Raw genomic sequence first — 24,093 nt, 5'->3', positions numbered from 1 at the left:
CCAAAACCTCATTCACCACCCGGCATTCGGCCGGTCGGCGCCGGGCAATTCATCGATCATTTTTCGGGCAATGCCGCTGGCGTGCTGCGCCGGCCGAGCACGCCATCGATGAAGGCGCGGCTGGTCGGCCCGAGACCCGGATTGCGGCCGGCCGACGCTGACTGGCGGAGCAATCTGACCAGCAGCAGGCCAAGGCCGAGCAGATCGGCGGTCGTCGAATCATGCTGGCCGCCCGCCTTGCCGGCCGGCGGGCCGGCCAACAATCGCCGGATGCCTGCCCGGTCGTCCGGCGCGATCCCGAGCAAGCGCAGCCGGCGGGCCACTTCGTCTTCGAGGCGTGCCACCTCGCGACCGGGGTTTCTGAAGAAGCCCCCGGCCTCTGCCTGCATCGTTGCCATCGCTACCTCCTTGCCGCCCGGCGGCCTTAAACGAACTCGATCAGGATGTTCCCGGTCTGGACATGCTGGCCGGCCCCGACCTTGATCGCCGCAACGACGCCGGCCAGCGGGGCGGTGATGTTGGTTTCCATCTTCATCGCTTCGAGCAGCAGCAACGAATCGCCGGCCTGGATGTTGTCGCCGGCTTTGGCGAACACCTTGACGACGACGCCGGAGACCGGGCTGCGGCAGACCCGGTCCTCGTCGGCCAAGGGCCGTTCGGGCAGGCTGGCCGGTGGCGCACTCGGCGGACTGGCGGCGCTGCCAGCCAGTCTGGCCGAGCCGACCGGATAGGCCGGCGGCAGGCTGGCGTGGTCGGCTTCGGCGACTTCGACATCGACCTCGTAGGTGGTGTCGGCAATGGTGATTTTCAGTTTCATGCTGGTTTCCCGATCAATTGAGGCGGTGCGAAGCGTGCACCCCGATGCGCCCGACCTGGGCCCAGACCTTGGAGTGGACGACGCGGACCTGGCGGATGCGGGCCGGCACACCGAGGAAAGCGGCGACCGCCGCCGAAATGGCGAGCAAGGTCTCTTCGCCGATTTCCCCCCGCCCAGCCGATGCCCTCTCGTCCAGGCCATGCTCAAGTTGCGACACCCGGCCGGTCAGCGTTCCGATCTCGGCGCGCATCAGGGCGATCAGCGCCAGCAGGTCGTCTTCAGGTTGTTTGTTTTTCATGCGAGCCTTGTCACAGCGGTATCAAACCGTGCTTCTTGTGCGGCCGGGGCACCCGCTTGATGCGCAGGTACTCAAGCGCCTGGGCGATGTGCTGGCGGGTCAGGGCCGGTTCGATGACGGCATCGACCAGCCGCTGTTCGGCGGCGACATAGGGGTTGGAGAAAGTGTCGCGATAGCTGGCGATCAGCTCGGCCCGCCGTTGCTCCGGGTTATCGGCCTCGCCGATCTCCTTGCGGAAGACGATCTCGGCCGCGCCTTCGGCGCCCATCACGGCGATTTCGGCGGTCGGCCAGGCGAACACCCGGTCGGCATCGAGATCCTTGCCGCACATCGCGAGGTAGGCGCCGCCGTAGCTCTTGCGCAGGATGATGGTGATCTTCGGCACGGTCGCCGACGAATAGGCGAAGAGCAGCTTGGCGCCATGGCGGATGATGCCGCCGTACTCCTGTTCGACGCCCGGCATGAAGCCCGGGACATCGACGAAGGTGACGAGCGGGATGTTGAAGGCGTTGCAGAAACGGATGAAGCGCGCCGCCTTGGTCGACGCATCGATGTCGAGCACGCCGGCCTTGACCGACGGCTGGTTGGCGACGATGCCGACCGAGGCGCCGCACACCCGGGCAAAGCCGACGACGATGTTCATCGCATGGCCGGCCTGGACTTCGAGGAAATCGGCGTCATCGACGATCGCCGCGATCACCGTCCGGACGTCGTAGCCCTGCTTGCTTTCCTCGGGCAACAGCGTTTCGAGCAGCGGATTGGCTTCGATCAGGTAATCGCCCTCGACCAGCGGCGGATCTTCGAGATTGTTGGCCGGCAGGAAGGCGAGCAGTTTGCGACAGAGCGCGATGGCGTGCTGATCGTCGTCGGCGATGAAGTGGATGACCCCGGAGTGCACCATGTGCGCATCCGGCCCGCCGAGTTCCTCGGCCGTGACGCTCTCGCCGGTGACCTGCTTGATGACCTGCGGCCCGGTGATGAACATCTGCGCCTGGCGGGTCTGGATGATGAAGTCGGTCAGGGCCGGGCTATAGGCCGCGCCGCCGGCGCACGGCCCGCAGATCAGCGAGATCTGCGGCACCGCGCCGGAGAGCAGCACGTTGGCGTGAAACACCTTGCCGTAACCGGACAGCGAGGCGATCCCTTCCTGCACCCGGGCGCCGCCGGAATCGTTGATAAAGACGAAGGGCGAGCCGGTCTTCAGCGACGATTGCATGATCTCGGCCACCTTGATCGAATGCGTCTCGCCGGCCGAACCGCCGGCCACCGTGAAATCCTGGCTGGCCAGATGGACCAGCCGGCCGCCGACCGAGGCCGCGCCGGTGATCACGCCATCGGCGGCAAAGACCTTGTCGGCCATGCCGAACAGCGTCGCGCGATGCGTGGCGAACTGGCCGACTTCCTCGAAGCTGTCGGCATCGACCAGCGCGGCGACCCGTTCGCGGGCGGTCAGCCGGCCGGACTGGCGATGCTTCTCCTGCTTCTCGGCGCCGCCGCCGAGGGCATTCACCGCGCGGCGGCGGCGCAGTTCGGCAATCTTCTCTTGCATGGTGCTCATGGTTCGTCCTGTCTATTCGCTGACCGGCGTCACCGAGACCCGGTGCGAGCGGCCGTTCAGTTTGACGTCGTAGGTGATCGGGCTGCGCAGCGGGGCCGCCTCGCCGACCGGGCTGCCGGCCGGGACGGCGGGCGGCGCCGGGTCGACGCCGAGGTTCTTCGGGCCGAGGGCGCGGCTGGCGAAGAAACCCGGGGCGACCTGCGGGAACATCGCGTAGGTCAGGACGTCTTCTTCGCTGCCGTCGCAACCCGGCAAGGCCGTCGCCGCAGCCTGCAGGGCGCCCCACTCGGGTTGCAGCAGATCGGCCGGGCGTTGTTCGATGGGCGGCTTGTGGGCGTGCTGTTCGGCCAGGGCGAGGACCGCCGGGTCGCGCTCGCCCGGTGCCTGGCCGTAATAGCCGAGCATCAGGTCGGCGAATTCGCTGGACATCACTTTGTAGCGGCCCATCAGCACATTGAACACGGCCTGCGTCCCGACGATCTGGCTGGATGGCGTGACCAGCGGCGGAAAGCCGGCATCCTCGCGGACCCGCGGCACTTCGACCAGGACTTCGTCGAGGCGGTCTTCCGCCTTCTGCTGCTTCAGTTGGCTTTCCATGTTGGAAATCATGCCGCCCGGGATCTGGCTGTCGAAGATGTCGGTCTCGACGCCGTGGATGTTCGACATGAAAGCCTGGTAGCGCGGCCGCAGGGCGGCGAAGTGATCCTTGATGCGATGCAGGCAGGCCTTGTTCAGGCGGGCTTCGTAGCCGGTGCCGTCGAGCATGGCGACCAGGCTTTCGGTCGGGTTGTGGCCGGGGCCGAGGCTGAGCGAGCTGATCGCGGTATCGACGCAGTCGGCGCCGGCTTCGATGGCTTTCATCAGGGAGACCAGCGTGACGCCGGTCGTCGCATGAGTATGGACGTGAATGCGCACGCCTTCACCGCAGCGCGTCTTGATGCCCTTGACGATGTCGTAGGCCGGCTGCGGCTTGAGCAAGGCGGCCATGTCCTTCAGACAGATCGAATCGCAGCCGAGGTCGACCAGTTGTTCGGCCATTGCGACGAAGGTTTCGGTGGTGTGCAGCGGACTGACCGTGTAGCAGATCGTCCCCTGGGCATGTTTGCCGTTGCGCCGTACCGCCTGGACCGAATGGCGGATGTTGCGGATGTCGTTGAGGGCATCGAAGACGCGGAAGACATCCATGCCATTCTCGGCCGCCTTGTCGACGAAGCGGTCGACCACGCCGTCCTCGTAATGCCGGTAGCCGAGCAGGTTCTGGCCGCGCAGCAGCATCTGCAGCCGCGAATTGGGCAGCAACTTGCGAAAGACGCGCAGCCGTTCCCACGGGTCTTCGTTGAGGAAACGGATGCAGGCGTCGAAGGTCGCGCCGCCCCAGCATTCGACCGACCAGTAGCCGGCCTGGTCAATGTCGGCGCAGGCCGGCACCATGTCGGCCAGCGCCATCCGGGTCGCCAGCAGACTCTGGTGCGCGTCGCGCAGGCACAGCTCGGTGATGTCGATTGTTTTGGTCATATGCTTTTGTAGAGCTTTTCCTTGATCGGTTCGGCAAGCTTGCTGCCGCTGCGAAAGATCAGCCAATAGACGGCGCCGACCAGCACGGCGCCGCCGACCCAGTTGCCGAGCGTGACGGCGGCCAGGTTGATGGCGAACTGATCGAGCGGAATTTCCGGCGGCGTGCCGCCGTGGCTGGCCAGATCGGCCCAGAAGGCGTCGGGCGCCCACCATTTGATGAACAGGCCGACCGGGATGAAATACATGTTGGCGACGCAGTGCTCGAAGCCGGCGGCGACGAAAGCGGCGATCGGGAAGAACATCGCCAGGATCTTGTCGCCGATGCTGCGCGCCGCCATGGCGACCCAGGCCGCCAGGCAGACCAGGACGTTACAGAGGATGCCGAGGAAGAAGGCCTTGTCGGGGGCCAGCGTGCTTTTCGCGGTAGCCAGGTAAAGGGCCGAGGCGCCCACTTCGCCATGCCCGAAGGTGTATTGGCCGGACAGGAAGACCAGGGCGGCGACGCCCAGCGCGCCGACGAAATTGCCCAGCCAGACGGTGGTCCATACGCGCAGCATGCGCCCGGTCTTGAGCCGGCCGCTGGCCCAGGCCATGACCATCAGCGCGTCGCTGGTGAACAGTTGGGCGCCGGCGATGACGACGAGCATCAGGCCGAGCGAGAAAGTCGCCCCCATCAGCAGGCGCATCACCCCGTAGGGCAGATGCCCGGCCGCGCCGGAGATCGTCACCGTGGCGAACAGCCCGCCGAGGGCGACGAACGCCCCGCCCAGCACCGACAAGCCGAACAGCACGCCCGGACTGAGTTTGGCTTTCTTGACGCCGACATCCTCCGCCGCCTGGGCAATGGCGTCCGGCATCAGGGGGTCGAGCGCGAAGCTGAGGCCCGCCTCGCCATGCGCCGCCGTCGGCCGGCTGCTGTCGCGCGCCTCGAGGAGGCGCCCGCCGTCTATTTTCTTGAGCATTTCATGCCTTCCTGTGAAGCGGCCGGGTGCTGTCACCCGGCTGCCATGGTCATCCGCTGCCTGAACCGCTCAGGCATGGCCGATCGTTTGCCCCAGCACGTTGATCGTGTGCTTGGCGATCATCATTTCTTCGTTGGTCGGGATGACGAAGACCGGCACCTTGGAGTCCGTTGCCGCGATGTAATACTCGCGATTCCGGTTGGCCGCGGCATCGACCTTGACGCCCAGCCATTCGAGACGCTCGGCGATCAGGGCGCGAATCTCCGGCGAGTTCTCGCCGATGCCGGCGGTGAACACCAGGGCATCCAGGCCGCCCATCGATGCCGCCAGGGCCGCCACTTCCTTGGCGACGCGGAAGCAGAACAGGTCGACGGCTTTCTGGGCGCGCGGGTCGTCCGAGGCCTGCAGCACCTGCATGTCGTTCGACACGCCGGACACGCCGAGCAGGCCGGATTGCCGATAGAGCAGGTCTTCCAGCTCTTCCAGCCCCATCTTCTTCTCGCGCATCAGGTACAGGATGACGCCCGGATCGACGCTGCCGGCCCGCGTGCCCATCGGCACGCCGTCGAGGGCCGAGAAGCCCATCGAGGTATCCATGCTGCGCCCGCCCTTGACCGCGCACAGGCTCGAGCCATTGCCGAGATGGCAGATGACGACGTGGCCTTCCGCCAGATCGGGACGATTCTCCAGCAGCTGGCTGGTCACGTACTCATAGGACAGGCCGTGGAAACCGTAGCTGCAGACGCCTTCATCGGTCAGCGCCTGGGGCAAGGCGAAGCTGCGCGCGATGGCCGGCTGGCTGCTGTGGAAAGCGGTATCGAAGCAGGCCACCTGCTCCAGATCCGGGAAGTTCTTGGCGAGGATGCGCATCGGCGCCAGATTGTGCGGCTGGTGCAAGGGCGCCAGCGGGACCAGGCTGTCCAGCTGGTCGAGCAGTTGCGGGCTGACGCGCATCGGCTGGCCGAGCGCGAGTCCGCCATGCACGACACGATGCCCGACGGCGACGATCTCGTCATCGACCAGCGTCGCGCGGACCCAGCGCAGGACATATTGCAGTAGCGTATCGCGGCACAGCGAATCCTTGTCGTCCCAGCGATGCTCGGCGAGCAGGCGGCGGTCCGCCCCCTTGGCGGCGAAATGGGCGCTGCTGCCGATGCCGGAAATCTGCCCGGAGAGCAGGGTTTCCAGATCGGCGCTGGCGGCCTGCTGGCGAAAGGCCGAGAATTTCAGGCTCGACGAACCGGCATTGAGGACCAGATAGGCGGCTTGTTTGCTAGTCATGATCAGCTCCTCAGTTGCCGGCCGGCGCTGGATGCGCCTTGCGGTTGGCGGTGGCGAGCAAGGCAGCGACGGCGCAGGAGGCCAGGCGCGAGCGCAGGTTGTCGGCGCGGCTGGTCAGGATGATCGGCACCTTGGCGCCGAGCACGATGCCGGCGGCATCGGCATTGGCCAGGAAGGAGAGCTGCTTGGCCAGCATGTTGCCGGATTCGAGATCGGGCACCAGCAGGATGTCGGCGGCGCCGGCGACCGGCGAGTTGATGCCCTTGGTCTTGGCGGCCTCGGCCGAGATGGCGTTGTCGAAAGCCAGCGGGCCGTCCAGCACGCCGCCGGTGATCTGCCCGCGGTCGGCCATCTTGCACAGCACGGCGGCTTCCAGCGTTGAGGGAATCTTTAGGTTGATGTTCTCGACCGCCGAGAGGATCGCCACGTTCGGTTTGGCGACGCCGAGCACGCGGGCCAGATTGATCGCGTTCTGGACGATATGCACCTTGTCCTCCAGCGTCGGGGCGATGTTGATCGCCGCGTCGGTGATCAGCAGCGGGCGCGGGTAGGTCGGGACGTTCATCAGGAAGACATGGCTGATCCGCGAACGCGTGCGCAGGCAGCTCTCCTTGCGGACGACGGCGCCCATCAGTTCGTCGGTATGCAGCGAGCCTTTCATCAGCGCTTCGACCTCGCCGTCGCGCGCCAGGCGGGCGGCGGTTTCGGCGGCGTCCGGGGCGAGTTCGACATCGACCAGACGGTACGGGCTGATGTCGAGATCGAAGGTCATCGCGATCTCCTTGATCAGCGCGGCCGGGCCGACCAGGATGGGTGCGATCAAGCCGGCCTCGGCGGCCTCGACGGCGCCGCGCAGCGAACTCTCGTTGCACGGATAAACCACCGCCGTCGGCACCGGGACCAGGTCGTCGCACTTGTGCAGCAGGGCATCGTGCTGGTCGTGGTGGATCAGTTGCACTTCGGGCAGGTCGAGCGCGTCGCGGTGCACCTTCTGGGTCGGCGCCACGACCTCGGCATTGCCGGTGACGATGACTTCGCCGCGCTGGTTAACACAGATGCAGTCGAGGATGACGATATTGCTGGCCGGCTTTTTCTCGATCACCGTCACCGTCGCGGTAACGGTGTCGCCGAGGCCGACGGTATGCTCAAAATTGAGATTCTGGCCGAGATAGACCGTGCCCGACCCCGGCAATTTCGAACCCAGCACCCCGGAGACCAGCGCCCCCGACCACATGCCATGGGCGATGATCTTGTGGTGACTGGTATTGGCCGCGAAATTCTTGTCGAGATGGACCGGATTGGTATTGCCGGAGACGGTGGCGAACAACTCGATGTCGTCCATCGTCAATTGCCGCGACATGCTCGCCGACTGGCCGATTTCGATCTCGTCGAAAGGCACGTTGTCGACACCGGCAGCCAGCGCCTGTTGATCGAAACAGGGCAGCGCCGCGGCGGGCGAACCGTTGGCCAGCAAGCTGGCATCCAGACCGATTTTTGAAGCGAATTCTGCTAACACGCTATTCTCCTAATACTCAATTGACGCTTGTTTGGTGGCGCGGTGCCGATCGAGGCGATCAGTGCGCCAGAAGTCCGGCGGCGCGAAACGTTTGCCGCACGGTTTCAAGCATTTCCTGCGATGGCGGTTCGACGCGTTCAAGCCGGTAATCCAGGCCGCGATCGCGCCACTTGTGTTCGCCCAACTTGTGAAACGGCAGAACATCGACCCGCTCGACATTGCCCAGCCCGGCGGCGAAGGTCGCCAGCGACTCGATTTCGTCGAGGTTGTCGGTCAGGCCGGGAACCAGGACGTAACGCAACCAAACCGCCTTGTTGATCGCCGCCAGATCCTCGGCGAACTTGATGGTCGGCTTCAGTTCGACGCCGGTCAGTTGGTGATAGCGCCGGCCGCTCGCCGCCTTGATATCGAGCAGCACCAGATCGACATTGGCCAGCAATTCGTCGTCGGCCAGGTCGCCCAGGTAACCGGAGGTGTCGAGCGCGGTATGCAGGCCCATCGCCTTGCACCCCTGCAGCACGGCCTTGCAGAACCTGGCCTGGACCAGCGGCTCGCCGCCGCTCAGCGTGACCCCGCCATTCGCCCGGATGAAGCCGCGATAGCTGCCGATGTCGGCCAATACGTCCTCAACCGGCGTGAGCGTGCCGTCCTGGCGATGCCAGGTATCGGGGTTGTGACAGTATTGGCAACGCAGCGGGCAACCGGACAGGAACAGCACGTAGCGGATGCCCGGGCCATCGGCCGTGCCGAAGGTTTCGGTGGAATGCACCCAGCCCTCGAGCAGTGCCGGCCGTGCCGACACCCCCGAGGAGGTGGCGGCAGAGCAAGCCGAAGCGAAGTTAGTGGCTGGCATGGAAAGTACGGTTGATGACATCAAGCTGCTGCTCACGGGTCAGCTTGATGAAATTGACCGCATACCCCGAGACCCGGATCGTCAGTTGCGGATACAGCTCCGGATGATCCATGGCGTGCATCAGCGTTTCGCGATCGAAGACATTGACATTGATATGGTGACCATGGCTGGCGAAGTAGCCGTCGAGCATGGTTGCCAGGTTGGCGACCCGTTCGCTTTCGGTTGGGCCGAGGGCGGCGGGGACGATGGTGAAGGTGTAGGAAATGCCGTCCTGCGAGCAGGTGTAGGGCAGTTTGCAGACCGACGCCATCGAGGCCAGGGCGCCCTTGTGATCGCGGCCGTGCATCGGGTTGGCACCCGGCGCGAAGGGCTGGCCGGCCTTGCGACCGTCCGGCGTATTGCCGGTCTTCTTGCCATAGACGACATTCGAGGTAATGGTCAGCACCGACATGGTCGGTGTCGCATCGCGGTAAGCGCGCTGCCGCTTCAGGTAGTTCATGAAGGTCTCGACCGCCCAGGTGGCGATCGAATCGACGCGCTCGTCGTTGTTGCCGTAGGCCGGATAATCGCCTTCGATGCGGAAATCCGTGGCCAGGCCGCGCTCGTCGCGCACCACATGGACCTTGGCGTAACGCATGGCGGACAGCGAGTCGGCGACCACCGACAAACCGGCGATGCCGCAGGCCATGGTGCGCAGGATGTCGCGGTCGTGCAGCGCCATTTCGATGCGCTCGTAGGCGTACTTGTCGTGCATGTAGTGAATGGTGTTGAGCGCCTTCATATAAACGCCGGACAGCCATTCCATCATCGGCAGGAACTTGCCGACGACTTCGTCGTAATCGAGCACGTCGCCGGTGATCGGCTGGAATTTCGGCCCGACCTGTTCGCCGGAAAGTTCGTCGCGGCCGCCGTTGATGGCGTAGAGCATGGTCTTGGCCAGATTGGCGCGGGCCCCGAAGAACTGCATCTGCTTGCCGATGCGCATCGCCGAGACGCAGCAGGCAATGCCGTAGTCGTCGCCCCAGTACGGGCGCATCAGATCGTCGTTCTCGTACTGCACCGAGCAGGTGTCGATCGAGACCTTGGCGCAGAATTCCTTGAAGCCTTGCGGCAGGCGCGCCGACCACAGCACGGTCAGGTTGGGTTCAGGGGCCGGGCCGAGGTTGTAGAGGGTATGCAGGACGCGGAAGCTGCTCTTGGTGACCAGCGGCCGGCCGTCTTCGCCGACGCCGCCGATCGATTCGGTGACCCAGGTCGGATCGCCCGAGAACAACTGGTCGTATTCCGGGGTGCGCAGGAAGCGGACGATGCGTAGCTTGATCACCAGGTCGTCGATCATTTCCTGGGCTTCGTCCTCACTGATCAGGCCGGAGGCCAGGTCGCGCTCGAAGTAGATGTCGAGGAAGGTCGAGATGCGGCCGATCGACATTGCGGCACCGTTCTGTTCCTTGACCGCGGCAAGATAGGCCAGGTAGGTCCATTGCACGGCTTCCTGGGCGTTGGCGGCCGGCCGGCTAACGTCGCAGCCGTACAGGGCGGCCATCTGCTTCAGTTCGTCGAGGGCGCGATATTGCTCAGAGACTTCTTCGCGCAGGCGAATGACGCTTTCGGTGAATTCGGCGCCGTCGAGTTCATGGAAGGACTGCTTCTTGGCGGCACGCAGCGCGTCGGTGCCGTACAGGGCGACCCGGCGGTAGTCGCCGATGATCCGGCCGCGCCCGTAGGCATCGGGCAGACCGGTCAGGATGGCCGATTTGCGGGCCTTCATGATTTCCGGCGAATAGACGTCGAAGACGCCGCTGTTGTGATCCTTGCGATACTTGGTCCAGATTTCGGAGACGATCGGGTCGATCTTGAAGCCGAAGGCTTCGAGGCCGCCTTCGACCATGCGCAGGCCGCCATTCGGCATGATCGAGCGCTTCAGCGGCGCATCGGTCTGCAGGCCGACGATGATCTCGTTGCCTTGGTCGATATAGCCGGCATCGTGGGCCGTGATGCTCGACGCGCGGTCGGCGGAAACATCGAGAACGCCCTTCTGCTGTTCCTGCTTCAACAGTTCCTGCATTTTCGCCCAGAGGGCGGTGGTGCGCTGCGTCGGGCCTTTGAGGAAGGAACTGTCACCCAGGTAGGGGGTGTAATTGGCCTGGATGAAACTCCGGACATCGACGCTCTTCGACCACTCGCCGGTGGCAAAACCGGCCCACGGATCCTGGCGACTTGCGATTTTGTAGAGTGCGTTCATTTGTTGCTCCTTGAAGGTAATTCTGCTTTTGGCGGGCGGCTGCGATGTTCTGGTAGGTCATCGCAGCCGCTGGTCTTGGCAACGGCCGGGTAGGCCGTTACCGTTGATTGCTGGTCAGGCGGCGGAAGGCAGCATGGTCGGCGGGATCACCGAAGACGCACCGCGTGCTTTCCACAACACCACCCAACGCTTCAGCGAGGCGAACATGATGATGAAACCGAGAACCATCATCGACGAGGCGATCACCGCGTTGAACAGGTTGTAGCCCTTGGTACCGGCGGCGAGATAGACGTTGGCGATCATCCAGTAGCCGGCGTAGTTGACCGTGACGAAGAGGTAGGCCAGCGGGATCAGGCAGGTCAGGGCATAAATCCGCTTCTTCGAGATGCGCATGATGATGGTCGCGCCGATCATCAGGCCAACCGAAGCCATCAACTGGTTGGAGACACCGAACAGCGCCCAGACCGAACTGATATCGCCGGAGAGCAGCAGGTAACCCCAGAGAACGCAGGCAATGACGCTGGCGGTAATGGCGGCCGGCATCGAGTCGAGACGCTTCATCGGCGGGAAGATGTCGCCAAGCAGATCCTGGATCAGGTAACGCGAGACACGGGTGCCGGAATCGACGGCCGTCAGGATGAACACTGCTTCGAACATGATCACGAACTGGAAGAAGTAGGCGGCCAGATCGGAGAACCACGAGAGCTTGGTGAAGATGTAGGTCATGCCGACCGCCAAAGTCACCGCACCACCGGTGCGTCCGTACAGGTCAATGCCCATCTTCTGGCTGAGTTCCGGCAGATCGACAACGGTCATGCCCAGGGTCTTGAAGACTTCCGGCGAAGAGTTGATCGCGAAGTAGTCAGCCGGATGCAGCGAGGTAGCGGCGATCAGGGCCATGACGGCGACCAGACACTCGGCGAGCATGCCACCGAAAGCCACCGGACGAATGTCGCTCCACTTGTCGACCAGCTTGGGCGTGGTACCGGAACCGATGAAGGCGTGGAAGCCGGAGATCGCACCGCAGGCAATGGTGATGGAGATGAACGGCCAGACCGCACCCTTCAGGATCGGGCCACCGCCGTGGATGAATTCGGTAAGGGCCGGGAACTGGATGGTCGGGTTGATGAACACGACGCCGACGATCAGGGCAGCGAAGACACCGATCTTCATGAAGCTGGAGAGGTAACCGCGCGGCGTCAGCAACATCCACACCGGCAGGGCGGTAGCGAAGAAGGCGTAGACCGGCAGCAGCCAGCTCACCGTCGTCTTGTGCAGGGTCAGCCAGTCACCGAGCAGCGTACCTTGCAGGTGCGGGCCGGCAGCAACCGAAGCCATGACCGCGGCAACACCGATGTAGGTGCCCCACTTCGAGGAACCGAAATAGCGTTCATAGAGACCGAGACAGATCGCGATCGGCACCGTCATGAAGACGGCGAAAGTACCCCAGGCATTGCGCTCGAGGGCATGGACGACGACGATCGACAGACCGGCCATCGTGATGGTGATGATGAACAGCATCGCCAGACCGGTGCTCCAGCCGGCAACCGGCCCGAGTTCGGCTTTGGCGACTTCCGACAGGGATTTGCCCTGATGCTTCATCGAAGCAAAGAGCACCACCGTGTCGTGTACCGCACCGCCGACCACCGCGCCGACCAGCAACCAGATGAAACCTGGCAGGTAGCCGAACTGGGCGGCCAGCACCGGACCGACCAACGGGCCGGCGGCGGCGATCGCCGCAAAGTGTTGACCTGCATTAACCCATTTTTTCGTGGGCACGTAATTCTTGCCGTCCTGGAATTGATGGGATGGCGTAACTTCACTGTCGTCGGCAGCTAGGACCTTGCTTACAAAAAATATCCCGTATATGCGATATGCGAGGGCAAGGACACAGACTGTTGCGATAACAAAATAGATCGCTTGGTCCATTTTTATCTCCTCAAGAGTCGTGAAAAAGATTGTTCACGAGTTGAATCTTAGGAGCCGGTAAAGCGTCTATTCAGGCTTTCCAGAGAGCGGTAAAAAGGCGGGGGCGAACGGTCGGATTGCGAGGGTGAGTGGAAACGCCCTGGCGGCGACGGATCGATTTCCAGTCGCTCGGCGCGCCCGGTCTTGCCCTCGCCGCCATTGCCGGATGCCGTATCGCCGAGGAAAACCGCGGGCCGATAGGGGTAAAATCGCGCCCCCTAGTAATTCGCCAGTCTGGCGGATTTGACACCTCCGGGAGGAGATTCCATGGCGGCCAACCAAGCCCCCGCAGCACCTGACTTTTTCGACCGTCGCCGGACGGTCGCCCAGCCCGGCTTCAACCGCTGGCTGGTTCCGCCGGCCGCGCTGGCCATCCATCTGTGCATCGGCATGGCCTACGGCTTTTCCGTGTTCTGGCTGCCGCTGTCGCGGGCGCTCGGCATCACCCAGTCGATCGAATGCGCCAAGGACATGGGCTTCTTCGAGCAGGTGTTCAGCTCCGGCTGCGACTGGAAGATTTCCATGCTCGGCTGGATGTACACGATGTTCTTCGTCTTCCTCGGCTCCTCGGCCGCGATCTGGGGCGGCTGGCTGGAAAAGGCCGGGCCGCGCAAGGCCGGCGTCGTCTCGGCGGTGTGCTGGTGCGGCGGGCTGGTCATCTCGGCGCTCGGCGTGCATCTGCACCAGATCTGGCTGCTCTGGCTCGGCTCCGGCGTGATCGGCGGCATCGGCCTCGGTCTCGGCTACATCTCGCCGGTGTCGACGCTGATCAAGTGGTTCCCGGACCGCCGTGGCATGGCGACCGGCATGGCGATCATGGGCTTCGGCGGCGGCGCGATGATCGGTGCGCCACTGGCCGACAAGCTGATGAAGTATTTCGCGACGCCGACCTCTGTGGGCGTGGTCGAAACCTTCCTGACCCTGGCCGCGATCTACTTCGTGTTCATGATGGCCGGGGCGCTCGGCTACCGCGTACCGGCCGAGAACTGGAAGCCGGCCGGCTGGACGCCGCCGGCCAAGGCCAAGACCTCGATGATCACCGACAGCCACGTGCACCTCGATGTCGCCTGGAAGACGCGCCAGTTCTGGCTGATCTGGGCCGTGCTCTGCCTCAACGTGACGGCCGGCATCGGCATCATCGGCATGGCCTCGCCGATGCTGCAGGAAGTCTTCGCCGGCAAGCTGATCGGGGTCGACGTCGCCTTCAACAATCTCGATGCCGCGCAGAAGGGCGCCATCGCCGCGGTCGCCGCCGGCTTCACCGGCCTGCTCTCGCTGTTCAACATCGGCGGGCGCTTCTTCTGGGCCTCGCTGTCCGACCGGATCGGCCGCAAGGCCACCTATTTCACCTTCTTCCTGCTCGGCTTCGCGCTCTACGCGGCCATCCCGAGCACCGCGCAAGCCGGCAGCCTGGCGCTGTTCGTCGCTTTCTTCTGCATCATCCTGTCGATGTACGGCGGCGGCTTCGCGACGGTGCCGGCCTACCTCGCCGACATGTTCGGCACCCGCTTCGTCGGCGCCATCCACGGCCGCCTGCTCACCGCCTGGTCGGCCGCCGGCATCTTCGGGCCGGTGCTGGTCAATTACATCCGCGAATACCAGCTCGACCAGGGCGTGGCGCGGGCCGATGCCTACACCATCACCATGTACATCCTGGCCGGCCTGCTGGTCCTCGGCATGCTCTGCAACTGGCGGATCCATCAGGTGGCGGAAGAGCATCACATGACGCCGGCCGAGCTGACGGAAGAAAAGAAGGGCGCCGACGACACGCACCAGCATTTCGTCGAGGACGTCTCAGCCCTGGTCAACGAAGCCAGCCACTCCTGGCGCGTCTTCCTGGCCTGGCTGGCGGTATGGATTCCGCTCGGCTGGGGCGGCTGGATGACGGTGCAGAAAACCATCGTCTTCTTCAAGTAAGGACCGCCCGTTGCGTCAAGCGGCATGCCGCTTGACGCAACGGGCCGCTGATCGGCCGTCACCGTCCGGAATGCCGAGATGCTTTCAGCAATGGAAGCGCTGCACCAACAAGGTCAGCTGATGGGCCACTTTGTCGAGATCTTCGGCGGTCTCGGCGGTCGATTTCATCGCTGCCGAGGTTTCCTCAACCATGGTCGCAATCTCTTCAACGCGCTGGGCGATGCTGTCGCTCGCCTGACTCTGTTCCTTGGTCGATTCGGCGACCTCGCGAATGCGCACCAGCGTCGTTTCAGCCCCCGTCTTGATGTGGCTCAGCGCCTCGGCCGCGTCCTCGGCGGCTTTCACCCCCGCCACCACCTGCGGCAAGGCGGCATCCATGACGCCAACGACCTGCACCGTATCCGACTGGATACCTTCGATCATCTTTTCGATCTCAATCGTCGCCAGCGACGTCCGCTCGGCCAGTTTGCGCACTTCATCGGCGACCACCGCAAAGCCGCGCCCCTGCTCACCGGCGCGCGCCGCCTCGATCGCCGCATTGAGCGCCAGCAGGTTGGTTTGCCCGGCAATATCCTTGATCACCCCGGCAATCGAGGAAATCTGCCTGGCCCCTTCTTCCAGCTTGCGAATCCGACCCGAGGCATTATTGACGCTCGCCGCGATCTCGTTGATTTCATGACTGGCCACCTGAATCCGCTTGAACCCGTCCTCGGACAAGGAGACCGACTCCCGCGAATTGTGCTGGGTATCTTTGGCACTGTCCGAAATATGGTTGATGCTCACCGTCATTTCCTCGATCGCCGCCGCCATTGACGAGGTCGCATCGGACTGCCGCTCGGAGGCGATGGCCACTTCGCGGGCCGCCGTATTGATGCGCTCGGTACCCTGCGTCAGCTGAGTCGAACAATGACTGATATCGCCGAGCATCTGGCGGACCGAGCCGACCATGTCACGCATCGAATCGAGCATGCTGCCTTTCGCGGCCGGCGGAATATCGCCGGTCAGATCACCCGCCGCGACTTGCGACATGAAGCGGATGGCATCGGCTGGCTCGCCGCCGACTTGCCGCAGCACCCCTCTGACGATGACCACGCCAAACGTCGCCATGACCAGCAGGACAACGAGGGCGAATGACAGCGAGAAAACCAGGCGTTCATTGAACTCATGTTTGATGTCGTCCATGTAAACACCGGTCCCCAGCATCCAGCCCCAGGGCTCGAAGTGCATGACGAACTGGAGTTTTTCGACTGCCACCTGCTGGCCCGGCCGGGGGAAAAACGAGTCCACAAAGGCGCTGCGCTGGCTTTGCAAGGCGGCCAGCAAATCCTTGATGGGATAGCCGCCCCGGCTGTCCTTGATCTTTTCCCGCAAATCCTGACCAATGAACTCGGCCTTGGTGTGATAAATATTTATGCCTTGCATCGTGTAGGCGTAAAAATATTCGGTTTTCCCATCCGGCCCGCCGTAGCGCGCCGTTCGGATTGCCGACAACGCGGCTTGTTGCGCCTGTTCGCGCGTCAGCTTGCCGCTCTGCTCTTGCGCCTGGAAGTCGGCAATCGTATTGAACAAAGCCTCGGTAACCGATTTGATCTGGACCTTTTTGCTCGCCGACAAATCGCGCTTCATCTCGACGACGGAAACCGTTGTCAGGCCGACCATGCCGATCAACGACAGCACGACCAGCAGAATGACCTTGGTCCTGAACTTGAGTTTGCTGAACATATCTCCTCCTGAATTGCCCTGTTTTTTCAAATGTTATTGAAAATACAAAATGCTCATCGCGCTCTATTATCGATATTGAATTCGCCACGCAATGTGTTGAATATCTTAGACAACTCCGGTCTTCGCCAGGTAGATTTATGATGAGCGGCAATTATCTGCCGGCCAGAGGCCGGATACGGCAGCCCAACGGTAAGCGGCGCCCGCCCGGAAGGCCGGTCAAATTTTGCTTATTCGTTATACCGGAATAAGCAATGAAGAAGTTCGTCCTTCGCCGGTCGCGCCCGGCACCTTAGATTCGCTTCCTTCATTCACATTCAGGAACCGGACAATGAATTCAGTCTTCAAGCGGATCGTTTCATCTGTAGCCATCGCGCTGGCCTCCGTCGGCATCGCCCAAGCCGAAGCCCCCAAGGAAATCCGCCTGGATTACGCTTATTACTCGCCCCCCAGCCTGGTTCTCAAGCGCTTTGGCTGGCTGGAGCAGGACCTCAAGACTGAAAATATCCCGGTCAAATGGGTGCTCAGCGCCGGCAGCAACCGGGCGCTCGAATATCTCAACAGCGGCAGCGTCGATTTCGGCTCCACCGCGGGCCTGGCCGCCGTGCTGAGCAAGGCCAACGGCAACCCGATCAAGGGCGTCTATATTTTCTCCCGCCCGGAATGGACCGCGCTGGTCGTCCCCAAGGATTCGCCGATCAAGTCGATCAAGGACCTGAAGGGCAAGAAAGTGGCCGCCACCAAGGGCACCGATCCCTTCCTCTTCCTGTTGCGCAGCCTGCATGCCGAAGGCCTGAAGAAGACCGACATCGAGCACGTCGCACTGCAGCACGCCGATGGCCGTGCCGCACTGGAACAGGGCAAGGTCGATGCCTGGGTCGGACTCGATCCGCTGATGGCAGCCAGCGAAGTCGAGGCCGGATCGAAGCTGATCTATCGCAATGTGGCCTACAACACCTACGGCTTCCTCAACGTCACCGAGAAATTTGCCAAGGATCATCCGGATCACGTCAAGAAGGTCATAGCCGCCTACGAAAAGGCCCGCAAGTGGATCATCGCCAACCCGGATGAAACCGCCAGGATCGTTTCCGAAGAAGCCAAGCTGGCGCTGCCGGTGGCCAAGCTGCAACTGACCCGCAACGATTTCAAGAATCCGGTTCCGGGTGAAGAGCACGTCAAGGCCTTCAAGTCGGCCGCTTCGATCCTGGTCGAAGAAGAACTGGTCAAGAAGGGTACGGACGTGAACAAGGTGATCGATGATCTGATCGAGCCGAGCTTCGCCAAAGCCGTCGTTCGCTAAGGAGGCCGCCGGATGAGCCTGAGCAGCACCGCCGCCCTCCCCGCCCCGAGCGAGGCCCCGGCCGGCAACTCACTCCGCTGGCAGACCCTGGCCAGCAAGGGCCAGGGTCTGATCGTGCCGGTCATCCTGCTGATCGTCTGGGAAAGCGTCGTCCGGCTCGGCTGGGTCAGCGCCCATTTGTTGCCGCCGCCGAGCGAACTGGTCTTTACGCTGGCCGATCTCGGACAGAGTGGCGCCATCTTCGGCCACATCGGCGTCAGTTCGCTGCGCGTCGCGATCGGCTTTTCGATCGGCGCCATTCTCGCCCTGGTCGTCGGCGCCGCCGTCGGCCTGTCGCGCCGGGTCGAAGCCCTGCTCGACCCGACTTTCCAGGCCATCCGCGCCATTCCGTCGCTCGCCTGGGTGCCGCTGCTGCTGCTCTGGCTGGGCATCGACGAGTCGCCGAAGATCACCCTGATTGCGATCGGCGCCTTTTTCCCGGTCTATCTGAACTTCGTCGCCGGCATTCAGAACGTCGACCGCAAACTGGTCGAAGTCGGCGGCATCTATGGGCTGAGCGGCCGCAAGCTGATTACCCGGATATTCCTGCCAGCTTCGCTGCCCAATCTGTTTACCGGGCTGCGCTCCGGCCTGTCGCTGGCCTGGATGTTCCTGGTGGCGGCCGAACTGATCGCCGCGACCAAAGGCCTCGGCTATCTGCTGACCGATGGTCGCGAAACCGGCCGGGCCGACCTGGTGATCGTCGCCATCATCGTCCTGGCCCTGCTCGGCAAATTCAGCGACAGCCTGTTGTGCGGGCTCGAACGCCGCCTGTTGGCCTGGCGCGACGTCTTCGACAGCCGCCCCTCCTGAGCCTCCCCATGTCACAACAATTGCTAGAACTGGCCGTCAAGGCCAAGGATTTCCAGAGCCATCGCGTCATCGACAATGTCGAGTTTTCCATCGGCCAAGGCCAGGTGGTCAGCCTGGTCGGCCCGAGCGGTTGCGGCAAGAGCACCTTGCTGCGCATCGTCGCCGCGCTGGATACCGACTATCAGGGCGAGGTCCGCATCAAGGACGAAAAGCCGCACCTGCATTCGCGCGATGTCGGCTTCATCTTTCAGGAACCACGCCTGCTGCCGTGGCTGACCGTCGCCGAAAACGTCGGCTTCGACCTCGGTCGGGCCGGCGGCAAGCACCCGCGCGTCCATGAACTGCTGGCCGAAGTGGGTCTGGCCGATTTCGCCAACGCCTACCCGAAGCAGCTTTCGGGCGGCATGGCACAACGCGCCGCGATTGCCCGCGGCCTGTTCACCCAGCCGTCGCTGCTGTTGCTCGATGAACCGTTCAGCGCCGTCGACGCTTTCACCCGCATGCGCCTGCAGGACCTGCTGTTATCGATCGCCAGCCACCATGGGACGACCCTGCTGCTGGTCACCCATGACGTCAACGAGTCGGCCTATCTCAGCGACCGGGTCATCGTCATGGCCAGTCGTCCGGGCCGGATCAGCGGCGATGTGTCGATCGACCTGCCGCGTCCGCGTGACCGCCGCAACCCGAAGCTGGCGGGCAAGGAAGCGGATATCCTGACCCTGCTCAACGGCGGCAGTCACGATTACCTGGATATCTCGGAAGAGCTGGCACAATCGACAACCGCGAATCAACCGTTGATGATTTCCCGCTTCAATTTTGCCTACTAATCACCGATACCCCATATGAATGCAGAAGAACTCAAGGCGCGCCAGGCGCCGATCAAAGCCCAATACCAGCAGGATCCGGCGAGCGCCTTGCGTACCCTTTCGGCCCGCGGCCGCTTGACGCCCAACGACCAGACCGTGCGCATCGAAACCGGCCACGGCAAAGTACTGGCCGGCCTGCATCCGGCCACCGGCGGCAGCGGCGAGGACGCCTGCTCGGGCGACATGCTGCTCGAAGCGCTGGCCGCCTGTTCCGGCGTCACCCTGCAAGCCGTGGCGACCGCCATGGGCATCGCAATCCGCGAAGGCACGGTGTCGGTTGAAGGCGATCTCGACTTTCGCGGCACGCTGGGCGTCAGCAAGGACGCGCCGGTCGGCTTCAGCGACATTCGCCTGAAGTTCGTACTCGACACCGATGCCACCGACGACCAGTTGAACAACCTGCTGCGTCTGTCGGAGCGCTACTGCGTTATCTATCAAACGCTGAAACAGCCGCCCCAACTGCATCTCGAACGGCAGAGGCAGGCATGAGCCGGATCGCCCCTGAAACCCTCGCCGCCCATGGCGGCAGCGGCGTCACCGAACCGTATCGCGACATCGTTCAACCGATTCATCTGGCGACCACCTTCGAACGCGCGGAAGATGGCAGCTACCCAGGCGGGCGGGTCTATTCGCGCGACCAGAGCCCGGCCTACGACTGCAGTGAAAAACTGCTGGCCGAACTGGAAGGCGGCGCCCAGGCGCTACTGTTCGCCTCCGGCATGGCGGCGGCAACAGCCGTCCTGCAAGCCCTCAAACCGGGCGACCGGATTCTCGCCCCGCGCTCGACTTACTGGGCGTGGCGCAATTGGTTGCGCGACTTCACGACCCAGTGGGGCATCGAACTGGCCTTGTACGCCAATAGCGACCTGGCCGATCTCGAACGCCAGCTGAATGCGGCGCCAACCCAGTTGCTGTGGATCGAAACACCGGCCAACCCGACCTGGGAAATCACCGACATTGCCGCCGCCGCCGCGCTGGCCAAGGCCGCCGGGGCAAAAGTGGTGGTCGACTCGACCGTCGCCACGCCGGTCTTCACGCGGCCGATCGAGCTGGGAGCCGACATCGTGCTGCACTCGGCCACCAAATACCTCAACGGCCATTCGGACGTGGTCGCCGGCGCCCTGATCACCCGGGCGACGGATGATTTCTGGTTGCGCATCCGCAAGGCTCGAAACCTCGGCGGGGCGGTGCTTGGCCCGTTCGAAGCATGGTTGCTGCAGCGCGGCTTGCGCACGCTCTTCCTGCGGGTACGGACGGCGGCCGCCAACGCCGAGAAAGTGGCTCTCTTTCTGGCCGGCCACCCGGCGGTCGTCGAAGTGCTTTACCCGGGCCTGCCGGGCAACCCCGGCTACGCGGTGGCGGCCCAGCAGATGCAGGGCGGCTTCGGCGCCATGCTTTCGGTACGGATTGCCGGCGGGGAAAGCGGATCCCGGGCCGTGGCAGGCAAACTCAAGCTGTTCCGGCAAGCCACGTCACTGGGCGCCGTCGAAAGTCTGGTCGAACACCGGGCCAGCGTCGAAGGCGCCGGCACGCTGGTGCCCGACGACTTGCTGCGGCTGTCGATCGGCATTGAGTCGGCCGAGGATCTGATTGCCGATTGGCAACAAGCATTAGCGTAAAAGCCGGAACGAAGATCGCTTCAAGCCAACAGGGGTGCCTGGGCAAAGCGCAACGCCAAGCTCAGGGAATCCCGCTTTCTTTGGAGACGCTGGCAGAAGCTAATTCCTTCCCCGAGCGCGATTAGCGCATCGTCGAGGCGCGCTTCGTCGCGAGGCTGCAGGGCCGGGACAGAGCGATTCCAGTCGTCGAACAAAGCCGGCTTGATATGTATTTCGACACCCGCCACCTGCAAGGCGTACCACAGCCTGGCATGCGTGACATCGCCCGCCACCGGAGGCGTGGATAGCCCGATCCAGAGAAACGGCTTTCCGGCGAGTGAATCGGCCGGCAATCCCTCAAGCCGGGCGCCCAGCGCGCTCGCCTCCTGATCACCGCCGACCAGGACAAGCGCCTTCGCCGCAACGATTTCCTCAGAAATCCCGGGCGACGCCACTGACAACGCTCGCCAGCGGATCGAGCGCGCCGCAAACCAGCTACCGAGATTAGCCAGTAGCGCGGCAACCACCGGTGGGGCCTCGACTGGGGCAGAAACTATCAATATCGACATGCAAATCGACTACGCCGGGTGAAATGAGAGACATCAATCTACCGCTTGGCGCCGATGGTCCGAACGATGAAAAAAAGCTTTCGATATAAGCCAAGCGCCGGACAGTTTTATCGACATAACCTAATAAAAATTAGATCGTTTCCCAGATCGTTGGCGGCCTTGAACATAGCGCCGAAGCATTTCCAATTCCCCTCTCCTGAACAAACCATGCCCACTCCCGTCACATTTCCGGTTCCCGAAGACATCGCCGCCAACGCGCACATCGACGCGGCAACCTATGCCGCCACCTATCGCCGCTCGATCGAAGACCCATCGCGCTTTTGGGCAGAACAGGCGAAATCGATCGACTGGATTCAGCCGTTCACCGTCGTCAAGGACACGCGCTTCGACCCGGTCGATCCGACCATCCGCTGGTTTGCCGACGGCACCCTGAATGCCTCGGTGAACTGCATCGATCGCCATCTTCCCGGCAAGGCCGACAAGCCGGCCATTTTCTGGCAAGGCGATGACCCGGATGAATCGCGCACGGTGACCTGGGGCGAACTGGCCGACCAGGTCAATCGATTCGCCAACGTCCTGAGCGGGCTCGGCGTCCAGAAGGGGGATGTGGTCACGATCTATTTGCCGGTGATCCCCGAGATCATGGTCGCCATGATGGCTTGCGTTCGCATCGGCGCCATCCATTCGGTCGTGTTTTCCGGGTTCTCGGCCGAGGCACTCGCCAACCGGATCGAGGATGCCGGCGCCAAGGTGCTGATTACGGCGGACGAGAGTCGACGCGGCGGCCGGGTCGTGCCACTGAAAGAGAACGCCGATGCGGCGCTCAAAAATCAGCCATCGGTCACGGATGTTGTCGTAATCCGCCGGACCGGCGCCCGCGTTCCCTTCACCGCGGGGCGCGACCACTGGTTCGACGAGGCCATCGCCCAGGCCGCCCCTTGGTGCCAGCCCGTCGTCGTCGGCGCCGAGGATCCGCTGTTCATTCTGTACACCTCCGGTTCGACCGGCAAACCGAAAGGGCTGGTACACACCACGGGCGGCTATCTCGTCCACACCGGGACCAGTTGGCGGAACATTTTCGACTGGCACGAGGGCGATGTTTTCTGGTGTACCGCCGACGTCGGCTGGGTGACCGCCCATACCTACAAAATCTACGGCCCGTTGCTCAATGGCGCAACCAGCGTGCTGTTCGAAGGCGTTCCGACCTGGCCGGACAGCTCGCGCTGGTGGTCCATCATCGAGCGCTACCGCGTGAACATCTTCTACACGGCACCAACGGCGATCCGCTCGCTGATGCGCGAAGGAGAGGCGCCGGTCCGCCGGCACGATCTCTCTTCATTGCGTATCCTCGGCTCGGTCGGCGAACCGATCAATCCGGAAGCCTGGCACTGGTATCACAAGCTTATCGGCGGCGGTCGCTGCCCGATCGTTGACACCTACTGGCAGACCGAAACCGGTGCTGTCCTGCTCGTCCCGATGCCCGGCGCCATTCCCAACAAGCCGGGCTACGCGGCAAAGCCCTACTTCGGCATACGCCCGGAACTCACCAACAGCCAAGGCGAGGTTCTCGCAGGCGAAGCCGAAGGCAACATGTGCTTTGCCGACTCCTGGCCGGCCCAGGCGCGAACCATCCTGCACGACCACGAACGTTTCGTCCGCACCTATTTTTCCCAGTTTCCCGGCTATTTCTTTACGGGCGACGGCGCCAGTCGGGACGCTGACGGTTATTACCGGATCAGCGGCCGGGTAGACGATGTCATCAATGTCTCAGGGCATCGTCTCGGTACGGTGGAGTTGGAAAGCGCCATCTCCTCCCACCCGGCAGTCGCCGAATCGGCGGTGGTCGGCTACCCCCACGAAATCAAGGGACAGGGCGTCTTTGCCTTTGTGACCTTGAAGGCAACGGTAGAGGAAAGCGATCAACTGCGCCATGAGATCGTCAATCTGGTCCGCAGCCGCATCGGCCCGATTGCCTCGCCCGATCTGATCCAGTGGGCGACCGCGCTGCCAAAGAATCGCGCCGGCAAGATTCTGCGTCGCATATTGACCAAGATCGCGGCCAACGAATTCGACAATTTCGGCGATACGTCGACCATCGCCGACCCGCTGATTGTCGATGACATCGTCGAGAGGCGACGTCAATCGATCAAGCCCGGCTCGCTGATTTCAACCTGAAATTATTGATGGGGGCTTTCGACTCTATTGGCGGGGGTCGAAGGCGGAGATTCTCGACGATGGCACGCTTATTACCTTGCCCGGACG

Annotated in this window: 20 protein-coding genes; 7 read left to right on the top strand and 13 right to left on the bottom strand. The window is 63.3% G+C overall.

The window, feature by feature from the left end; genetic code table 11:
* Positions 1-56: 56 nt before the first annotated feature.
* The 11 genes from ACLIKD_RS20860 to ACLIKD_RS20810 form a co-directional block, all read right to left on the bottom strand.
* Entirely contained in the window at positions 57-398 is a 342-nt protein-coding gene (locus ACLIKD_RS20860) for a hypothetical protein (protein WP_428826545.1), read from the bottom strand.
* A 26-nt stretch (positions 399-424) separates the two neighbouring features.
* A complete protein-coding gene (locus ACLIKD_RS20855; protein ID WP_428826544.1) occupies positions 425-817 on the bottom strand; it encodes a DUF2118 domain-containing protein in 393 nt (130 codons plus the stop codon).
* Between the two features lie 13 nt (positions 818-830).
* Positions 831-1,115, bottom strand: coding sequence for a hypothetical protein (locus tag ACLIKD_RS20850; protein ID WP_428826543.1), 285 nt, complete (start codon positions 1,113-1,115; stop codon positions 831-833).
* A gap of 10 nt (positions 1,116-1,125) precedes the next feature.
* Positions 1,126-2,664, bottom strand: coding sequence for an acyl-CoA carboxylase subunit beta (locus ACLIKD_RS20845; RefSeq protein WP_428828363.1), 1,539 nt, complete (start codon positions 2,662-2,664; stop codon positions 1,126-1,128).
* Positions 2,665-2,685: 21 nt separating this feature from the next.
* Positions 2,686-4,188 (bottom strand): methylmalonyl-CoA carboxytransferase subunit 5S, encoded by a 1,503-nt coding sequence (locus tag ACLIKD_RS20840; RefSeq protein WP_428826542.1) that lies wholly within the window; start codon positions 4,186-4,188, stop codon positions 2,686-2,688.
* A complete protein-coding gene (locus ACLIKD_RS20835; protein WP_428826541.1) occupies positions 4,185-5,150 on the bottom strand; it encodes a formate/nitrite transporter family protein in 966 nt (321 codons plus the stop codon). Before ACLIKD_RS20835 ends, ACLIKD_RS20840 begins: the two co-directional genes overlap by 4 nt.
* 69 nt (positions 5,151-5,219) lie before the next feature.
* On the bottom strand, positions 5,220-6,431 hold the full coding sequence (locus tag ACLIKD_RS20830) for an acetate/propionate family kinase (protein WP_428826540.1): 1,212 nt from the start codon (positions 6,429-6,431) through the stop codon (positions 5,220-5,222).
* Positions 6,432-6,441: 10 nt separating this feature from the next.
* Complete coding sequence (locus tag ACLIKD_RS20825) at positions 6,442-7,947, bottom strand: bifunctional enoyl-CoA hydratase/phosphate acetyltransferase (protein ID WP_428826539.1); 1,506 nt, start codon at positions 7,945-7,947, stop codon at positions 6,442-6,444.
* A gap of 58 nt (positions 7,948-8,005) precedes the next feature.
* On the bottom strand, positions 8,006-8,800 hold the full coding sequence (gene pflA, locus ACLIKD_RS20820) for a pyruvate formate-lyase-activating protein (protein WP_428826538.1): 795 nt from the start codon (positions 8,798-8,800) through the stop codon (positions 8,006-8,008).
* A complete protein-coding gene (gene pflB / locus ACLIKD_RS20815; RefSeq protein ID WP_226418193.1) occupies positions 8,787-11,042 on the bottom strand; it encodes a formate C-acetyltransferase in 2,256 nt (751 codons plus the stop codon). Before pflB ends, pflA begins: the two co-directional genes overlap by 14 nt.
* Before the next feature lie 114 nt (positions 11,043-11,156).
* Positions 11,157-12,971, bottom strand: a complete 1,815-nt coding sequence (locus ACLIKD_RS20810) for a carbon starvation CstA family protein (protein ID WP_428826537.1) — start codon at positions 12,969-12,971, stop codon at positions 11,157-11,159.
* 306 nt (positions 12,972-13,277) lie between these two features.
* Between ACLIKD_RS20810 and ACLIKD_RS20805 the strand changes: the two genes are divergently transcribed.
* On the top strand, positions 13,278-14,927 hold the full coding sequence (locus tag ACLIKD_RS20805) for an OFA family MFS transporter (protein ID WP_428826536.1): 1,650 nt from the start codon (positions 13,278-13,280) through the stop codon (positions 14,925-14,927).
* 84 nt (positions 14,928-15,011) lie between these two features.
* Here the strand turns inward: ACLIKD_RS20805 and ACLIKD_RS20800 are convergent, their stop codons facing one another.
* The gene (locus ACLIKD_RS20800) at positions 15,012-16,649 is read right to left on the bottom strand and encodes a methyl-accepting chemotaxis protein (protein ID WP_428826535.1); all 1,638 of its coding nucleotides are present in this window, start codon (positions 16,647-16,649) and stop codon (positions 15,012-15,014) included.
* 328 nt (positions 16,650-16,977) lie between these two features.
* Here ACLIKD_RS20800 and ACLIKD_RS20795 point away from each other — a divergent pair, with 328 nt between their 5' ends.
* The 5 genes from ACLIKD_RS20795 to ACLIKD_RS20775 are packed head-to-tail and all read left to right on the top strand — an operon-like array spanning position 16,978 to position 21,283.
* Positions 16,978-17,946: an aliphatic sulfonate ABC transporter substrate-binding protein gene (locus tag ACLIKD_RS20795; protein ID WP_428826534.1), complete on the top strand. Its 969-nt coding sequence runs from the start codon at positions 16,978-16,980 to the stop codon at positions 17,944-17,946.
* A 12-nt stretch (positions 17,947-17,958) separates the two neighbouring features.
* Positions 17,959-18,798 carry an ABC transporter permease gene (locus tag ACLIKD_RS20790; protein ID WP_428826533.1) on the top strand — a complete coding sequence of 280 codons (840 nt, stop codon included), beginning with the start codon at positions 17,959-17,961 and terminating at the stop codon, positions 18,796-18,798.
* A gap of 8 nt (positions 18,799-18,806) precedes the next feature.
* Positions 18,807-19,625, top strand: coding sequence for an ABC transporter ATP-binding protein (locus ACLIKD_RS20785; RefSeq protein ID WP_428826532.1), 819 nt, complete (start codon positions 18,807-18,809; stop codon positions 19,623-19,625).
* A gap of 15 nt (positions 19,626-19,640) precedes the next feature.
* A complete protein-coding gene (locus ACLIKD_RS20780; RefSeq protein ID WP_226418186.1) occupies positions 19,641-20,153 on the top strand; it encodes an OsmC family protein in 513 nt (170 codons plus the stop codon).
* Positions 20,150-21,283, top strand: coding sequence for a trans-sulfuration enzyme family protein (locus tag ACLIKD_RS20775; RefSeq protein ID WP_428826531.1), 1,134 nt, complete (start codon positions 20,150-20,152; stop codon positions 21,281-21,283). The genes ACLIKD_RS20780 and ACLIKD_RS20775 overlap by 4 nt, the downstream gene beginning before the upstream one ends.
* 20 nt (positions 21,284-21,303) lie before the next feature.
* On the opposite strand, the gene ACLIKD_RS20770 is transcribed toward ACLIKD_RS20775, so the two are convergent.
* Positions 21,304-21,831 (bottom strand): hypothetical protein, encoded by a 528-nt coding sequence (locus ACLIKD_RS20770; protein WP_428826530.1) that lies wholly within the window; start codon positions 21,829-21,831, stop codon positions 21,304-21,306.
* A 207-nt stretch (positions 21,832-22,038) separates the two neighbouring features.
* On the opposite strand from ACLIKD_RS20770, the gene acs reads away from it, so the two are divergent.
* Positions 22,039-24,006 carry an acetate--CoA ligase gene (acs, locus tag ACLIKD_RS20765; protein ID WP_428826529.1) on the top strand — a complete coding sequence of 656 codons (1,968 nt, stop codon included), beginning with the start codon at positions 22,039-22,041 and terminating at the stop codon, positions 24,004-24,006.
* Positions 24,007-24,093 lie beyond the last annotated feature (87 nt).

Origin of the sequence: Azonexus sp. IMCC34842, assembly GCF_050368855.1 — a bacterium.
Taxonomy (GTDB): domain Bacteria; phylum Pseudomonadota; class Gammaproteobacteria; order Burkholderiales; family Rhodocyclaceae; genus Azonexus; species Azonexus denitrificans_A.
The sequence above is the reverse complement of the archived record's forward strand: the minus strand, read 5'-3'. Positions and strand labels throughout refer to the sequence as shown.

Bases quoted from the DNA above. Each gene is read 5' to 3' on its own strand.
- ACLIKD_RS20855 (WP_428826544.1), bottom strand. From the start codon at position 817: ATGAAACTGAAAATCACCATTGCCGACACCACCTACGAGGTCGATGTC.
- ACLIKD_RS20805 (WP_428826536.1), top strand. From the start codon at position 13,278: ATGGCGGCCAACCAAGCCCCCGCAGCACCTGACTTTTTCGACCGTCGC.
- ACLIKD_RS20775 (WP_428826531.1), top strand. From the start codon at position 20,150: ATGAGCCGGATCGCCCCTGAAACCCTCGCCGCCCATGGCGGCAGCGGC.
- ACLIKD_RS20840 (WP_428826542.1), bottom strand. From the start codon at position 4,188: ATGACCAAAACAATCGACATCACCGAGCTGTGCCTGCGCGACGCGCAC.
- ACLIKD_RS20835 (WP_428826541.1), bottom strand. From the start codon at position 5,150: ATGCTCAAGAAAATAGACGGCGGGCGCCTCCTCGAGGCGCGCGACAGC.
- ACLIKD_RS20830 (WP_428826540.1), bottom strand. From the start codon at position 6,431: ATGACTAGCAAACAAGCCGCCTATCTGGTCCTCAATGCCGGTTCGTCG.
- ACLIKD_RS20790 (WP_428826533.1), top strand. From the start codon at position 17,959: ATGAGCCTGAGCAGCACCGCCGCCCTCCCCGCCCCGAGCGAGGCCCCG.
- ACLIKD_RS20780 (WP_226418186.1), top strand. From the start codon at position 19,641: ATGAATGCAGAAGAACTCAAGGCGCGCCAGGCGCCGATCAAAGCCCAA.
- ACLIKD_RS20860 (WP_428826545.1), bottom strand. From the start codon at position 398: ATGGCAACGATGCAGGCAGAGGCCGGGGGCTTCTTCAGAAACCCCGGT.
- ACLIKD_RS20800 (WP_428826535.1), bottom strand. From the start codon at position 16,649: ATGTTCAGCAAACTCAAGTTCAGGACCAAGGTCATTCTGCTGGTCGTG.
- pflB (WP_226418193.1), bottom strand. From the start codon at position 11,042: ATGAACGCACTCTACAAAATCGCAAGTCGCCAGGATCCGTGGGCCGGT.
- ACLIKD_RS20795 (WP_428826534.1), top strand. From the start codon at position 16,978: ATGAATTCAGTCTTCAAGCGGATCGTTTCATCTGTAGCCATCGCGCTG.
- ACLIKD_RS20850 (WP_428826543.1), bottom strand. From the start codon at position 1,115: ATGAAAAACAAACAACCTGAAGACGACCTGCTGGCGCTGATCGCCCTG.
- pflA (WP_428826538.1), bottom strand. From the start codon at position 8,800: ATGCCAGCCACTAACTTCGCTTCGGCTTGCTCTGCCGCCACCTCCTCG.
- ACLIKD_RS20845 (WP_428828363.1), bottom strand. From the start codon at position 2,664: ATGCAAGAGAAGATTGCCGAACTGCGCCGCCGCCGCGCGGTGAATGCC.
- ACLIKD_RS20810 (WP_428826537.1), bottom strand. From the start codon at position 12,971: ATGGACCAAGCGATCTATTTTGTTATCGCAACAGTCTGTGTCCTTGCC.
- ACLIKD_RS20785 (WP_428826532.1), top strand. From the start codon at position 18,807: ATGTCACAACAATTGCTAGAACTGGCCGTCAAGGCCAAGGATTTCCAG.
- ACLIKD_RS20770 (WP_428826530.1), bottom strand. From the start codon at position 21,831: ATGTCGATATTGATAGTTTCTGCCCCAGTCGAGGCCCCACCGGTGGTT.
- acs (WP_428826529.1), top strand. From the start codon at position 22,039: ATGCCCACTCCCGTCACATTTCCGGTTCCCGAAGACATCGCCGCCAAC.